This window comes from Enterobacter sp. MGH119, from assembly GCF_001037675.1.
Lineage (GTDB): Bacteria > Pseudomonadota > Gammaproteobacteria > Enterobacterales > Enterobacteriaceae > Enterobacter > Enterobacter hormaechei_C.
The window spans coordinates 137,480-151,580 of record NZ_KQ089932.1 but is presented as its reverse complement, the minus strand read 5'-3'; the positions used below and the strand labels follow the sequence as shown (position 1 = coordinate 151,580).

The window sequence follows — 14,101 nt, the reverse complement described above, 5'->3', positions numbered from 1 at the left end:
AGGGCGTTAAGCCTGTCCACTCAACCGCATATGCAACAGCGGAAACGGATTCCCCTGCCCGTCCAGTGCCGAGCGCCCGACCTGCTCAAACCCCATATGACGATAAAACGCCACCCCCTGCGGATTCTGCTCGTTCACATCCACTTCATTTACGCCGAATTCTGCAATGGCATATTGCAGCAGCATTTTCCCGATACCCTTCCCCCGGCTCGCATCATCCACAAACAGCATTTCAATGCGATTTTTATCCACGCCCAAAAAGCCGTGAATAATACCCACGTCATCCCGGGCAATCACAACCCTGAGATTAGGCAAATATGCGTTGAGCAATAACGGACGCAGCGCCGCGATATCGCTTTCCTGCAAAAAGCGGTGCGTGGCGCGTACGGACGACTCCCAGACTGCGACGAGGCGTTCAAATTGCGAGGGGTGTGCGGCTTCTATTTTCATGGTGATATTCCGGTTGAGTAAAGTTTCAGGGCAGCAATGTAATGATATTCAGCTCTGCGACGTGCGCCACACCCCAGGCGTACAACCATACTCCGTCTGGAAATGACGAATAAAGTGCGCGCAGTCGCTGAATCCCATCCGCTGCGCAATATCCGTCACGCTTTGCTGCGAGTTCTTCAGCAGCCAGCAAGCATAGCGCAGCCTGGCGCTGCGGATAAATTCGCGGGCCGTTTTGCCGAATTCTGCGTGGAACAGGCGGTTGAGCTGGCGTTCACTCAATGCCACTTCTCGCGCAAGCCCGGCGGTGGTGAGCGGCCGGGTCAGGAACTGTTCAATCAGCATGACGGCGCGGCGCAACCGCGAGTCAGGGATAAGCGCAAGATTCGCCGGACGTGGGGTGGCAATTTCATGCGGAACGAGCGACAAACGCTGACAGGTGGTGCTGGCGATATCATCCCCGGCATGGGCGCGGATAAGCTCAGTTGCCAGCGTCAGGGTGGAAATACCGCCCGGGCAGGTCAGCACATCGCCATCGTCGATGAAATCATACCCTTGCTCAGCATAAACCAGCGGGAAAGCCTGCCGAAATGCATCAAGGTGGAAAGGATGGATGGACGCTCGTCGTTCATTCAGCAATCCTTCCTGTGCGAGGACAAAACTGCCGGTGCCAATGCCAATGAGCGGAACCCCGGCATGGTGGGCATGTGCCAGATACGCTTTATCCCCCTGATACCCTAAGTCCAGATACTGCAATTCACCGCCGATAACAGCAAGGTAGTTAAAACTGTCCGGCGGCGCATGGGTGGAATCCGGTCTCATGATAATCCCCGCATTGCTGATAATCGGGATATCAGGAAATTCACTTATCAGGCTGATTTTAAATGCTAATTTATCCTGAGCTTTCGCTGCATAACGCAGCGCCTCCAGCAATCCGGAGACGGCCAGGAGTGAATAACGGGGCCATAATATCAACCCAATATGCAGACACTTTTCCGGTACTGATTTCCCCCCATCGGAGGAGTCAAATACACTTTTCATTTACTTGCCAAATTTAAAATTAATTACATTATCGCAACATGATCTGTCGCACTTTATATTTCTAAGATAATCCTGATATTTTAAATCAAGCATAAATGAGAAGGGAGGAAAATATAATGTTTTTCTCGTTTATATCATTCTTTTTTTGAACCACGACACACATATGTCGGTAATGTTCCTAAGGTAAAGATATAGTTACCATTATGTTGTTCATTGATCCGCATATAAATACTCTTGCCCGGATAGACAAAAAATTGCGGTTCATATTTTTCCAGCCAGCTGTCGTCAACATTATCGTCCGGGAACGTCATATTTTTTTCTGACGTCAGCAAATAGAGATGATCTTGTCTCTCCACCCGAAAGGAAATTTTCCTGTCGATGGTTTTACCCGGATCGCTCTTTGCCCGGCCATTCATGCTCAGGGTGCCGAATTTCCCGTCGAAGGTGTAATTCAGCCAGACCGTCAGCGTCTCATCCGGATGGTGCTGGACCAGATTAGCCTGGCATGAAAAAGGCTGAACGTAAGTTCGGTGCCACAGGTAATAGCCCGTCAGCACGCCTGCCGTGACGAGGCCCGTCACGATGATATACAGCATCTGCCGAAAACGAGTCATGCTAGCTATCCTTCAGGAAATAATCAGATATACAGCGGTTCGGTTCTTTCATTGGCCGGTCGCAGCGAATAACCGACGCACGAGGAAGCAGAGCGTACCAGCTGATGTAAACCCAGGGATATTGCGCGCATTCAGCCTTGAATTGTTCCACATAGGTCAGCGCGGAAGCGCGTTCAGCGTGAGTCTGAATGTCGTTCGCAAGATAAACGCGACAGGCTCCGACGGATGCCGCAAAACGGTAATCCTCAACAAAACGGTTTTCTGTGGCGTTCATATATCCCGTCACGCCTGCCCCGGCCAGGACGATCAATAGCCCCATGACAACAGCCAGCCAGCGCGTGGGCTTCCTGGCAACGGGCGTTGCTGGCGCGGAGGATGCAGAGACCTCCTCGATCGCTGGCGCCTCCACACATTGTTCCTCTGCGGGTTGAGGCGCGACAGGTGAAGACTCTCTGACGGTTATTTGCGTGTCGCTTGCCAGCGTCAACCCAATCCGCGGAATGGTAACGATAGGGTCAGTTTCAAAACCAATCTTTTTGAGCCCTTTGCGCAGGATGGAGATGTTCTGGTAATAGGTATTGGAGGAGACAAGCATGCCGCGGCTTTGCCAGACAATATCAAGGAACTCTTGCTGAGTGACAATCGACCCCGCTCTGTCGATTAATAACAACAGGCATCGGCCTGCTGGCGAATTTAACACAACCACACGGTCAGGATTGTTGATATCACGTAACGTGCTGGCCGCAGGATGAAATTCGACGATATTATTTATAATGTAATGCTTATGCATAGGGGCAGTATGAATTCTCCGGTTAACAGATGTTGAACCTGGGTCACCGCATGTATGGGATGACATTCACGTCGGGATTAATGTGACTGATTAACGGCATGCTGTATATCTTCGCCATTGGCGAAAAATCTTAATTTATATTTCATCCCTTAAGCTTCACTGAACCTGCATAAGAACTCAACCCTTGTAGAATGCGGCTTGCAGAGCCACTTCATCCGCGATCATCCTCATTATGATGTTTTGTGAAGTGAATTTCCGCTCCACAGAAGTATCTGACTATCGGCAGCATCTCATTTATCAGAGCCTCACCTTTTGGCGCACTCCTCGCCTCTTGACATTGACAAATATCTACATAAAAAAACATTGTACGCCACGGACATGCGTGTCTGAAATATTCAGCACCCTTAAGCCTTAAGTTTTCTCAACCTGACCAATATCAATAACTTATATGGTTTTTGTATGCTTTTCAGCCACCTTTCTATCAGTTTTTATCGATGATAACATTCGTAAATTGTTATTCCCCGTCAGCAACTTCACACCCGCACTGACACCAGACGACAAACTCCTTACAAAACATTTATCAAAGCTAAATTTTCATTAAAAATAGCGGCTATCATAATTTACAGAAAGCGAAGCGGAATAAGACCAATCAGAGGGAAGCGTCGTAACCGGTCTCGATCTTAGTAATTAATACAATTTTAGATTAATTCAGATTACCTCTTTATTGGCCGACGTATAGTAGGCCTACACTATGCAATACGTCATTGCTTCGAGAATACTGGCGATAACCTTATAAATAATTCGCCTGATTACTATTATAAATCGAGGAATAACATGACGAACAATAGCCAAATAACACAGCATATAACTGTTGCACTGATGGGCGGCGATCATTATGCAAGAAACGGCATTAAAACGTTATTACGCAGCATCCGCCACGACCTTCACATCATTATCATCGAAGGAGGTTATCAGGAACTGGATAAGGCGCTGTCGTCGATTCGTGTCGATATCTTATTTATATCCGGCGCAGAGAAATACCATACAGGGTATGACTCACTGAAATATTTAAAAAAAATCAAAGCCACGCACCCTGAAGTGATGATCTGCCTGTACTCAACCTCTGCCCATTCCCTGTTATGGGTCCGGGAAGATATTGATGCCTATATCTCGCTACAGAACACGGTTTATCAGTGGCGGATAAAGCTAGCAAAAATGGTCGATAGCCATTATCGGCCCCAAAAGCAGCCAGCGGCGTTATCGCTAACGCCTGGAGAAAGGAGGGTATTAAAGGAACTCAGGAACGGACTGGATATACGTTACATCGCAGAACTGGAGAAACTTTCTTATCGCCGCGTGAGCGCCTTAAAAAGCTCAGCGATAAGGAAACTCGGGCTCAGGAATAAGACAGATTTGCTGGTCTTTTTAACCAGTTAGACCTGCCGCTTTCAGAGCAAATCTCGTAATAAAAAAACCAAGGAACTATGAAATGAAAGCACGCCTTACTTGCCATTCTCTGCTGGCATTAAGCATTGCCGCCCTGCTGCCAGCGGGCTCAGCACTGGCCGCCACCACCAGCGGCGGCACGGTTAACTTCAGCGGTAAAGTGGTGACCTCCGCCTGTGCCATCAGCGCCGGTAGCGCCAATATCGACGTCGACATGGGGGAAGTGCGTACCGCCACGCTGGCTGCCGCAGGCAGTGAAGCCAGTACCGCAAAAGCCTTCTCCATCACCCTGGAAGATTGCGAAATCGCCGATACCTCCGCGTCCACGGAAAATAACCCCATCGCCGCAACGACCGTGGCTATCACCTTCACCGGTACGCCGGACAGTACCGATGTCAATAGCCTGGCCGCGGGAGTAAACGGCGGCGCGGGCTCGGCGCAGCATGTCGCTATCCGTCTTTATGACGAACAGGGCAACGTCGTCAGGCTGGGTGAGCCGGCAGCAGCGATCCCCCTGCGTGCGGGGGCGAACACCCTGAACTTCAGCGCGAAATATTACTCCCCACTGGGCAACGCCACGGCGGGTGATGCCAGCGCGGTCGCCACCTACACCGTGACCTATTCGTAATCTTCAGGCCCGGTCTGCTGGCCGGGTCTGACTCAGCTTTCAGGAGACGCACAATGCGCGTAAACACATGGATTTGTCTGGCTGGCACGTTATGTTCATCCGCCGTGTACGCAGGCGGCGTGGGGTTAGGCGCAACGCGGCTGGTCTACGCAGGCGCGGCTACGCAGATGATGATGCAGGTAAGAAATACCCACCCTGATGCCACGTTCCTGATCCAGTCATGGATGGAAGACGAGAAAGGGAGCCGTACCAACGACTTCGTCATCACGCCGCCGCTGTACGTCATGAAGCCCGCCAGCGAAAGCGCGGTGAAAATCATGTTCAGCGGCAACGCCCTGCCATCCGATCGCGAGACGCTGTACTGGATGACGGTCAAAGCTATCCCACAGCAGGTTAAAAACGGTTCCGGCAATTCGCTGCAATTCGCCTCTGCCAACCGCATCAAGGTCTTTTATCGCCCGGAGCGGCTCAGGGAAGGTGCAGGGGAGGCATGGAAAAACCTTGCCGGCGCCTACCGCGCGGGCAAGGTCACGCTGACCAACCCAACGCCGTATTACCTCACCACCATTAACGTGAAAATTGATGGCAGGCCGGTATCGCCCGTCATGGTACCGCCGAAAGCCAGCGTGACGCTGGCAGACACCTTCAGCCATGCGAGCAGCATGAGCTACCAGACGATTAACGATTATGGGGCCTGGACGCCCGTCACCCGCACGTCATTGTCCCAATAATAAAAACAGTAAGGCGTGACCACATGAAAATTAAAATCCTGTGCGCCACGGCGATCGCCCTGGTGATTCGGCAAGCCGTGGCTGCCGAAAGCGAGCTGCAATTTAATCCTGCGTTTCTCAACGGCGAGCGCGCCAACAGCGCCGATCTCGCCTGGGTCAACGCCGGGAGCGCGTTGCCGCCGGGCGAGTACAATCTTAACGTGTATATCAACACCCAGTTCGCGTTCACAGGTAACGTCACGTTTCGCGTCGCTGAAAGCACCGCCGGTGAAGCCCTGCCGTGCCTTACGCCTGCACAATTCGCCGCACTTGGCATCGACAGCCGTCAGGCTAAAGGGGGTGAGCTGCCGCCTGCGCAGCGCTGCATTTTTTTAACCCAGTCATTCGCCGATACCCGGTTTGATTTTGACCAGAGGACGCTTACCCTCAACTTCACCGTACCGCAAAGCGCGATGCGCGCTCTGCCGCGCGGATACGTCAGCCCGGAGAGCTGGGAATCCGGCATCCCTGCCGCGTGGCTGAACTATGTGGTCAATGGCGCGAATAATGACTACCGGGGCGAGACGCGCACGCGGGAACAACAGCTGTTTGTGAGCCTGAACAGCGGCGCCAACCTGGGCGCATGGCGGCTGCGTGATTTCACCACGTGGACCAAAGAGAGTAACGAGCTCACCCACGTCCAGACCTGGCTACAGCGGGATATCCGCGCCCTGCGTGCCCAGGTTTACGCCGGTGAAACGTTCACCTCCTCGCAGGTGTTTGACGCCGTTGGCCTGCGTGGGATTGCCCTGAAGACCGATGACAATATGTTGCCCGCCAGCCTGAGCGGTTACGCGCCTGAAGTGCGCGGCATCGCGCGCAGCAATGCCACGGTGACGGTTCGCCAGAACGGTAACGTCATCTATCAAACCTCCGTTCCGCCGGGGGCGTTTGTGCTGAAAGATCTCTATCCGACCTCTTCCGGCGGCGACCTCGCGGTCACCATTCAGGAGAGCGACGGTAGCCAGACGCAATACACCCTGCCCTTTGCCAGTGTGCCGAATCTGGTGCGTAACGGTCAGGTCAAATATGCTCTGGGGGCGGGGAAATACCGTCCTGCGGGCAATCAGATCTCGCCCTCCTTCGCGCAGGGCGAGCTGTTCCTGGGCTGGCGATACGGCCTCACGTTTTATGGCGGGGCGCAGTTTTCCGATCGCTACACCGGCCTGGCCTTCGGGATCGGGCAGAATCTCGGCCACTTTGGCGCCTACTCCCTCGACCTCACCCATGCCCGCAGCCAGCTGGCTGATAACCAGCACTACACCGGGGATTCGGTGCGCCTGCGGTACAGCAAGCTGCTGAACGATATCGGGACGCGGGTCAATTTCTTCTCGCTGCGTTACTCAACGGCAGGGTTTTATACCCTCAGCGATACCACTTACAAAGGCATGGCGGGCGGAGCGCCAGAACAGACCGTGGAAGACGATGGCACCGTCACCACTCACTACGACACGGTTTACAACCTGCATATGTCGCGTAAGGCAAAAAATCAGCTGCTGTTGTCGCAGCCGATGGGCGAATACGGCGCGCTGTCGCTGTCCTGGGATCAACAAACCTACTGGAATACGTCAAAAACCACGCAAAGTTTGCAGTTCGCGTGGAACGCGACGTTTCGTAACCTGTCGCTTGGCATCAGCGCCCAGCGTAGCTCTGGCCTGTACGACAACAAGAAAGACAATATCCTCGCGTTGTCCCTGTCGGTGCCGCTGGGTAACCCGGCGCTGTCGACCCGTCTCCGTTTTACCGCTACCCATGCGGATCCCGCTGGCACCACCGCCAGTACCGGTGTCAGTGGTTATCTGCCGGGGCAGGAAAATCTTTTCTATAGCGTCAACCAGCGCTACAGCGCGCAGCAGCACTACGGCGGCGATGCCGCGCTGCAATACGAGGGCGCGTGGGGAGACTATAACCTGGGCTACAGCTACGCCGGTGACTCCCGCAACCTCAGCTACGGGATGAGCGGCGGAGCGGTGCTGCATGAGGATGGTCTGACGCTGAGCCAGCCGCTCGGGAACACCAATATTCTGGTGAAAGCCCCGGGCGCCAGCCATGTCGCCGTGCTCAACCACAAGGGCATCAAAACCGACAGCCGGGGCTATGCGGTGATCCCGTACGCCACGCCGTATCGCGTTAATCAGGTTGCGCTGGATGTCACCACCGTGGGCAATGACGTGGAACTTGAGAACGCCATCGCCAATAAAATCCCCAGCGACGGGGCACTGGTTCGCGCCACCCTCACCACGCGTCAGGGAGCAAAAGCGATGTTTATCGTACGTCACGCTAAAGACGTGCTCCCCTTCGGCACGCTGGTCTCGTCAGAGGATGACAAAGCCAGCGGTATCGTCGGCGACGGCGGCAGCGTGTATCTGACCGGCCTGTCAGCGCAGGGAACCTTGCATGCCGTATGGGGACGCGACAGCGCCCAGCGCTGCACGATCCGCTATGCGTTGAACCCGCAGAATTATCACGCCCGCACCGGGCTTTATTCCCAGGAGGCCATATGTCAGTAACCGTCCGTTTCCTCCCCCTGATCCTGCTGATGGTCATCACCGTCCCCGCGCGCGGCTATGACGTGCTGGTTTCCGTGACCGGCAACGTGATCGGCAATACCTGCATTGTCTCGGAAGATTCGAAGGAGCAAAACGTGCCGCTGGGCACCCTCGGCGTGAAGCAATTTAGCGAGGCGGGGGCGGTCAGCAATATCAAAACGCCCTTCACGCTCACCCTTGAAGCGTGCGGCCCCACCTTTGCTGGCGTGAAAATCCGCTTCAGCGGTACGCCGGATGACGAAAACCCGCAGCTTCTGAAAGTCGCTGACGGCGGCGCGACCGGCGTGGCAGTGCAGATTCTGGATAAAGACAGCGTACTTATCCCGCTGGACACCCAAACCGCTGCTTACGGCGCGGCGGGGGATGACAGCGTAAAAATGACCTTCTATGCGCGACTGGCCGCCACGGGTGCGCCGGTCAATGCCGGAGACGTTTCGGCAGTGGCGACCTGGACGACGGAGTATCAATAATGCGTTTACTGTTTTTAGCCCTGTTTTTCATGTCCTCTCAGGCGCTTGCCCTCTCCTGGACATCGGATATCACCCTTTCGCCAACGCCCATGTCGTGGTCCGGCCCGGCAGACTCCATCGTGCCTGGAAAGACGATCGGCTCTGAATGGAGCGCCTCTGCGAGCGTCTCGGAAGTGTTCTGGTGCGGCCTGGTATTTACCTGCTCCAAAGGGACGCTGGAGCCGAGCAGCAGTATAACCGCCACCGGCATCACGGTTATTCTTGATGGCGCAAATTACATGGTATTTGAAACGGGCGTGCCCGGCATCGGCTTCATTCTTGGGCTCAAAGATTATAACGGCACCACCTATGTGCCGATGCAGACGGGCATTACGCAGAGCTATCCGGCCGATGGGACTAACGGTTACGCCACCGCACTGGGCTGGTCGGCAAAAGTGACGTTTATCAAGACCGGCGTTCCGCTGAAATCCGGCGTATACCAGACCCCGACCATTAACGCGGCGATCCTGACGGCCTATAACAACGAAGTGAAAACCGCGCAGGTGATCATCAACCCCACCACCATCACGGTGACGGCAAGCGGCTGCACGGTAGGCACAAAAAGCGCCAACGTCGACCTGGGCACCATTGATGTTCACACGCTGCCCAGCGTAGGCAGCACCTCGCCGTCGGGGGAGTTTAACGTCAGCCTGACCTGCGATGAGAACGTGGCGGTTAACGCAGTGATGACCGATCAGACCACACCGTCAAATACCTCGTCGGTCGTGACGCTGACCGGGGACTCCACGGCCTCCGGCATTGGCGTGCAGTTTTTCTATAACGGTACCGGGCCGCTGATGATGGGGCCAGACAGCTCGGCCGCAGGCACGACGGGACAGTTTTTCATCCAGACCACCAGCGCAGCACAAACGCTGTCGCTGCCGTTCCAGGCGCAGTACATCCGAACCGGAGACCTGGTCCCCGGCTCGGCCAATGCCCTGGCAAGCATCACCTTTTCGTATCAGTAGGTTAGTGCTTCACCCACACCAGCTGATCGACCCGGAAGCCCAGACCGCGTGCGGTGTTCAGGTAGTCCTGTTTTACCGCATCCGGAATGGTCGGGGTGCGCGATAAAATCCACAGGTAGTCACGGTTCGGGCCGCTGACCAGCGCGTACTGGTACTTATCGTCCAGCTTGATCACGTTATAGCCGCCGTAGAACGGGCCGAAGAACGATACCTTCAGCGCAGCCGTAGTCGGTTCGCCGGTAAAGTACGCCTTTCCTTCGCTCTCATTCCATTTGTTCTTCACCGGATCATAGCCGCGGTTCAGTACGCTGATACCGCCATCGCTGCGCTTGCCGTACGTCGCGGTGACCTGTTCCAGACCGCGCTCAAAGCGGTTTTCCAGTCGGGCGACTTCATACCATTTGCCGAGATAGCGGCTGGCATCAAAGCCGGTAATGGGCTGCACGCCTTTCGGCGGCGTGGGAGATTTACAGGCAACCAGAGTCAGCGCAATGGCGACACCGGTAACTACAGGCCATAGCCTCATGAGAACTCCTTTCATTTACGCGGTTGGACGTTAAGTGTAGCGCACCCGTGCGGCGCTTCATCCCGTCGGAGAATATTCGTAGTATATTGAGACAACTCCTTCTCTTCGGATGCAGACATGGCTTACTCCATCGGCGAATTCGCCAGACTCAGCGGCATCACCGCCACCACGCTGCGGGCGTGGCAGCGACGCTATGGCTTGCTCAAACCCGAGCGTACGGACGGCGGTCACCGCCTGTACAGCGATGAGGACGTTCAGCAGGCGCTGAAAATCCTCGACTGGGTAAAAAAAGGCGTACCCATCGGTCAGGTTAAATCACTGCTGGAACGTCCTGTGCCGCGCCGCGCCAATAACTGGCAAACCCTACAACAGGCCATGATGCAAAAGTTGCAGGAGGGGAAAATTGAATCCCTGCGTCAGATGATTTACGACGCCGGACGCGAATACCCAAGGCCAGAGCTGGTCACTAACGTGCTGCGTCCGTTGCGCAGCCAGATATCGGCCAACGTCGCCGCCGCCATGACGCTGCGTGAGATCCTCGACGGCATCCTCATCGCCTATACCTCGTTTTGCCTTGAGGGCGATAAAAAAGCGCCGGGCGATAACGTTCTCATCAGCGGCTGGTACCTCAACGACCCGTGTGAAATCTGGCTCGAAGCGTTAACGCGCACCGGCCAGGGCCACCGCATCGACATCCTGCCGGTTCCCCCTGCCGCGCTGGCCCCGGAAATTTTCCCGGATCGCAAATGGCTGCTGGTCACCAGCGGCAAACTCACCGCCGCGCGGAAAAAGCAGGTTGCGCAGTGGCAGCAGCAGGTTTCCCTTGAGGTAATTATCCTCTGATTATTTTCTGCTGTGGCAATCTTCACGAAAAGTTGAATATTTTTTCGCGCAGCGAGTGCTAACGTTTTCCTGTCACCGACAACTCAACAGGAAAACACGATGAAAAAGACACTCCCTCTGATGATGCTGGCTGCAATGGCTTTCGCGCCTGCCGCATTCAGCGCCCCGGCAGGCACCCTGAGCGTCCACGTTCTGGACCAGCAAACCGGTATGCCGCCAGCAGATGTGACCGTTACGCTGGAGAAGCAGGAGCAGGACAAGTGGACCCCGATTGCCAGCGGTAAAACCGACCACGACGGGCGCATTAAATCGCTTTATCCGCAGGATCAGGATATGGCACCTGGCGTGTATAAAGTGACCTTCAAAACCGCCGATTACTTCCACGGCAAAAAGCTGGACTCCTTCTTCCCGGAAGTGCCGGTGCTGTTCACCGTCACCCGCACCAATGAAAAACTGCACATCCCGCTTCTGCTCAGCCAGTACGGTTACTCAACCTACAAGGGCAGCTGATTGCTCTTGATTTTAAAGACGATTAAAAAATAATCCCGCCAATACTTGGACAAACTCGCATTGTTGTGTAACTTTTAGATATGAGATCGGGAGGTGCACACCATGACAACAAAACCTGTGCTGGGTATTAGCGGATGTTTGACCGGTTCCGCCGTTCGCTTTGACGGCGGGCATAAGCGTATGGGCTTTGTGATGGATGAGCTGGCGCAGTGGGTCGCTTTCCGCCCGGTATGCCCTGAAATGGCTATCGGCCTGCCCACGCCTCGTCCGGCGCTGCGCCTGGTGATGACCACCGGCGGCGAGACAGAAATGCGGTTCAGCAAAGCGCCCCACGATGACGTCACGCAGAAGATGGCCGCATTTACGGCAGATTATCTGCCGAAAATCGGCGATCTGTCGGGGTTTATCGTTTGTGCAAAATCCCCCAGCTGCGGCATGGAGCGCGTGCGGCTGTACGACGAAAACGGCAACCGGGGCCGCAAGGAGGGTGTCGGGCTGTTCACCGCCGCCCTCCTTGAAACTTTCCCCTGGCTGCCCGTCGAAGAAGACGGTCGCCTGCACGATCCGGTACTGCGGGAAAACTTTGTTGAGCGCGTTTTTGCCCTCCACGAACTGAACGTAATGCGTAAAAATGGCCTGACGCGCCGTGCTCTGCTGGACTTTCACAGCCGCTATAAGCTTCAGCTTCTGGCGCACCATCAGGCAGGCTACCGTGAAATTGGCCCGTTCGTGGCATCACTGCACGAGTGGGACGATCTGGACGCGTTTTTCGTGGCCTATCGCGACAAACTGATGACCATCCTGAAAAAACCTGCTTCGCGGAAGAATCACACTAACGTGCTGATGCACATTCAGGGCTATTTCCGTAACCAGCTGAACAGCCGCCAGCGCGGAGAACTGCGTGATGTGATCCTGCATTACCGGGACGGACTGCTGCCGATCCTCGCGCCGCTGACGCTGCTTAAGCATTATCTGGCTGAATACCCTGACCGGTATCTGATGACGCAAAACTACTTTGATCCCTATCCTGATGATTTGGGTCTGCGTCTGGCCGTTACCTGATAAGAAAGAAGCGAAGGCCCCATTGACCCACAGAGGCCCAAAGCTGTACCCCGTTTAGACGACACCCTCACTGTCGTCTTTTTTTTTGCGCTCAGCGTAAAATACTGTAATTCTGTACAGGTTAAGCGTGCACAGCGGAGTAACCCGATGATCAAAAATCTGCATATTCAAAACTACCGCTCAATTCGCGATATGTCGCTTGAGCTGGAACAGCTCAATATCGTGTTCGGCCCCAACGGCACCGGAAAATCCAATATTTATAAAGCGATTTACCTGATGCACAGCGCGGCGCAGGGGCAATTCTCCCAGGCGCTGGCAAACGAGGGCGGCATTTTGAAAGTGTTCTGGGCGGGCAAAACCCGCAGCGACCAACTGCGGCGCATGAACCTGGCGGTGGAAACGGAAACCTATGAATATGAGCTTCAGGTCGGGTTCGTGGAAAAGCTGCCCTACCCCTCACAGTTTCAGCTCGATCCGGTGATCAAAGAGGAATCTATCTGGCTGAGCGGCCAGCACCGTCGTCCGTCGTCACAGCTGATGAAGCGTAAGAACCAGGCCGTATTCCTGAACAACGTACATCACGAAAAAGTGACCCACAGCGGTACGCTGTATGAGAACGAGTCGGTGTTCGGGCAGCTCGGCGAACCGCACCTCTACCCCGAAGTGTCGCAGATGCGCGAGTCCCTGCGTAACTGGCGCTTTTATCATGAGTTTTCCGTTTCATCCGGCTCGGCGATCCGCGCGCCGCAGGTGGGTTTCCGCTCCCCGGTGCTGGCCAGCGACGGCGCGAACCTGGCCGCCGCGTTTCAGACCATTGTCGAAATTGGCGACGAGCTGCTGCTGATGCGCATTCTCGACCAGGCCTTCCCCGGCTGCGTGTTTTACAGCGACAACACCGGCGGGCGCTTCCGCATGATGATGCAGCGCGAGGGGCTGAGCAGACCGCTGGAACCGGCAGAGTTCTCCGACGGCACGCTGCGTTTTTTATGCCTGGCGGTGGCGCTGTTAAGCCCGCGCCCTCCCGCATTTATCGCCCTCAACGAACCGGAAAACAGCCTGCATCCGCAGATGCTGCCCGCCCTGGCAAGCCTCATTGCCGAGGCCAGCCGCTATTCGCAGATCTGGCTCACCAGCCATTCGCCGGAGCTGGCGCATTTGATTGAGAAGCACCGATCGTTTTCGCTGTATCAGCTGTCGATGGCGGAGGGGGAGACACGGATGGAGCGGCTGGGGTAATGCACTTCTTTTATGCTGTCACCACTTTCAAGGTCGCCATCAACGACGAAGATGATTTCCGTCGGTATATACCTTCGGCGAATTCTGCGCTCGCGACAGATTATCCAATTTATTGTTGCCAGTTTCTGATGCCAGGATAATCTGTAAACGTTGGTTATCAGA

The 14,101-nt window shown here is 55.1% G+C and carries 15 protein-coding genes; 10 read left to right on the top strand and 5 right to left on the bottom strand.

What is annotated here, in order from left to right; genetic code table 11:
* Positions 1–6: 6 nt before the first annotated feature.
* The 4 genes from SK53_RS17655 to SK53_RS17640 all read right to left on the bottom strand — a co-directional run bounded on the left by SK53_RS17655 (position 7) and on the right by SK53_RS17640 (position 2,892).
* Positions 7–450: a GNAT family N-acetyltransferase gene (locus SK53_RS17655; RefSeq protein ID WP_045332974.1), complete on the bottom strand. Its 444-nt coding sequence runs from the start codon at positions 448–450 to the stop codon at positions 7–9.
* Between the two features lie 48 nt (positions 451–498).
* Positions 499–1,269 (bottom strand): GlxA family transcriptional regulator, encoded by a 771-nt coding sequence (locus SK53_RS17650; RefSeq protein WP_263740538.1) that lies wholly within the window; start codon positions 1,267–1,269, stop codon positions 499–501.
* A gap of 353 nt (positions 1,270–1,622) precedes the next feature.
* A complete protein-coding gene (locus SK53_RS17645) occupies positions 1,623–2,102 on the bottom strand; it encodes a hypothetical protein (RefSeq protein WP_017693981.1) in 480 nt (159 codons plus the stop codon).
* Between the two features lies 1 nt (position 2,103).
* Positions 2,104–2,892 carry a winged helix-turn-helix domain-containing protein gene (locus SK53_RS17640; RefSeq protein WP_022650133.1) on the bottom strand — a complete coding sequence of 263 codons (789 nt, stop codon included), beginning with the start codon at positions 2,890–2,892 and terminating at the stop codon, positions 2,104–2,106.
* 834 nt (positions 2,893–3,726) lie between these two features.
* Here SK53_RS17640 and SK53_RS17635 point away from each other — a divergent pair.
* The 6 genes from SK53_RS17635 to SK53_RS17610 are packed head-to-tail and all read left to right on the top strand — an operon-like array spanning position 3,727 to position 9,762.
* Positions 3,727–4,329 carry a helix-turn-helix domain-containing protein gene (locus tag SK53_RS17635; protein ID WP_048209846.1) on the top strand — a complete coding sequence of 201 codons (603 nt, stop codon included), beginning with the start codon at positions 3,727–3,729 and terminating at the stop codon, positions 4,327–4,329.
* A gap of 52 nt (positions 4,330–4,381) precedes the next feature.
* On the top strand, positions 4,382–4,966 hold the full coding sequence (locus tag SK53_RS17630) for a fimbrial protein (protein ID WP_023315123.1): 585 nt from the start codon (positions 4,382–4,384) through the stop codon (positions 4,964–4,966).
* Between the two features lie 53 nt (positions 4,967–5,019).
* Positions 5,020–5,697 (top strand): fimbrial biogenesis chaperone, encoded by a 678-nt coding sequence (locus SK53_RS17625; RefSeq protein ID WP_023315122.1) that lies wholly within the window; start codon positions 5,020–5,022, stop codon positions 5,695–5,697.
* Positions 5,698–5,720: 23 nt separating this feature from the next.
* Positions 5,721–8,246, top strand: a complete 2,526-nt coding sequence (locus tag SK53_RS17620; protein WP_048209845.1) for a fimbria/pilus outer membrane usher protein — start codon at positions 5,721–5,723, stop codon at positions 8,244–8,246.
* Entirely contained in the window at positions 8,237–8,755 is a 519-nt protein-coding gene (locus tag SK53_RS17615; protein WP_022650129.1) for a fimbrial protein, read from the top strand. Before SK53_RS17620 ends, SK53_RS17615 begins: the two co-directional genes overlap by 10 nt.
* The gene (locus SK53_RS17610; protein WP_023315120.1) at positions 8,755–9,762 is read left to right on the top strand and encodes a fimbrial protein; all 1,008 of its coding nucleotides are present in this window, start codon (positions 8,755–8,757) and stop codon (positions 9,760–9,762) included. The genes SK53_RS17615 and SK53_RS17610 overlap by 1 nt, the downstream gene beginning before the upstream one ends.
* A 1-nt stretch (position 9,763) precedes the next feature.
* Here SK53_RS17610 and SK53_RS17605 read toward each other — a convergent pair whose 3' ends face one another.
* Positions 9,764–10,288, bottom strand: coding sequence for a lipocalin family protein (locus SK53_RS17605; protein ID WP_003860954.1), 525 nt, complete (start codon positions 10,286–10,288; stop codon positions 9,764–9,766).
* 117 nt (positions 10,289–10,405) lie between these two features.
* Between SK53_RS17605 and SK53_RS17600 the strand changes: the two genes are divergently transcribed.
* The 4 genes from SK53_RS17600 (at position 10,406) to SK53_RS17585 (ending at position 13,939) form a co-directional block, all read left to right on the top strand.
* Positions 10,406–11,131, top strand: a complete 726-nt coding sequence (locus SK53_RS17600; RefSeq protein WP_023323942.1) for a MerR family transcriptional regulator — start codon at positions 10,406–10,408, stop codon at positions 11,129–11,131.
* Between the two features lie 99 nt (positions 11,132–11,230).
* Positions 11,231–11,641, top strand: a complete 411-nt coding sequence (gene uraH / locus SK53_RS17595; RefSeq protein WP_022650126.1) for a hydroxyisourate hydrolase — start codon at positions 11,231–11,233, stop codon at positions 11,639–11,641.
* Positions 11,642–11,743: 102 nt separating this feature from the next.
* Complete coding sequence (locus SK53_RS17590) at positions 11,744–12,703, top strand: YbgA family protein (protein ID WP_022650125.1); 960 nt, start codon at positions 11,744–11,746, stop codon at positions 12,701–12,703.
* 147 nt (positions 12,704–12,850) lie between these two features.
* The gene (locus tag SK53_RS17585; RefSeq protein ID WP_006812462.1) at positions 12,851–13,939 is read left to right on the top strand and encodes an AAA family ATPase; all 1,089 of its coding nucleotides are present in this window, start codon (positions 12,851–12,853) and stop codon (positions 13,937–13,939) included.
* The last annotated feature ends 162 nt before the right edge of the window (positions 13,940–14,101 follow it).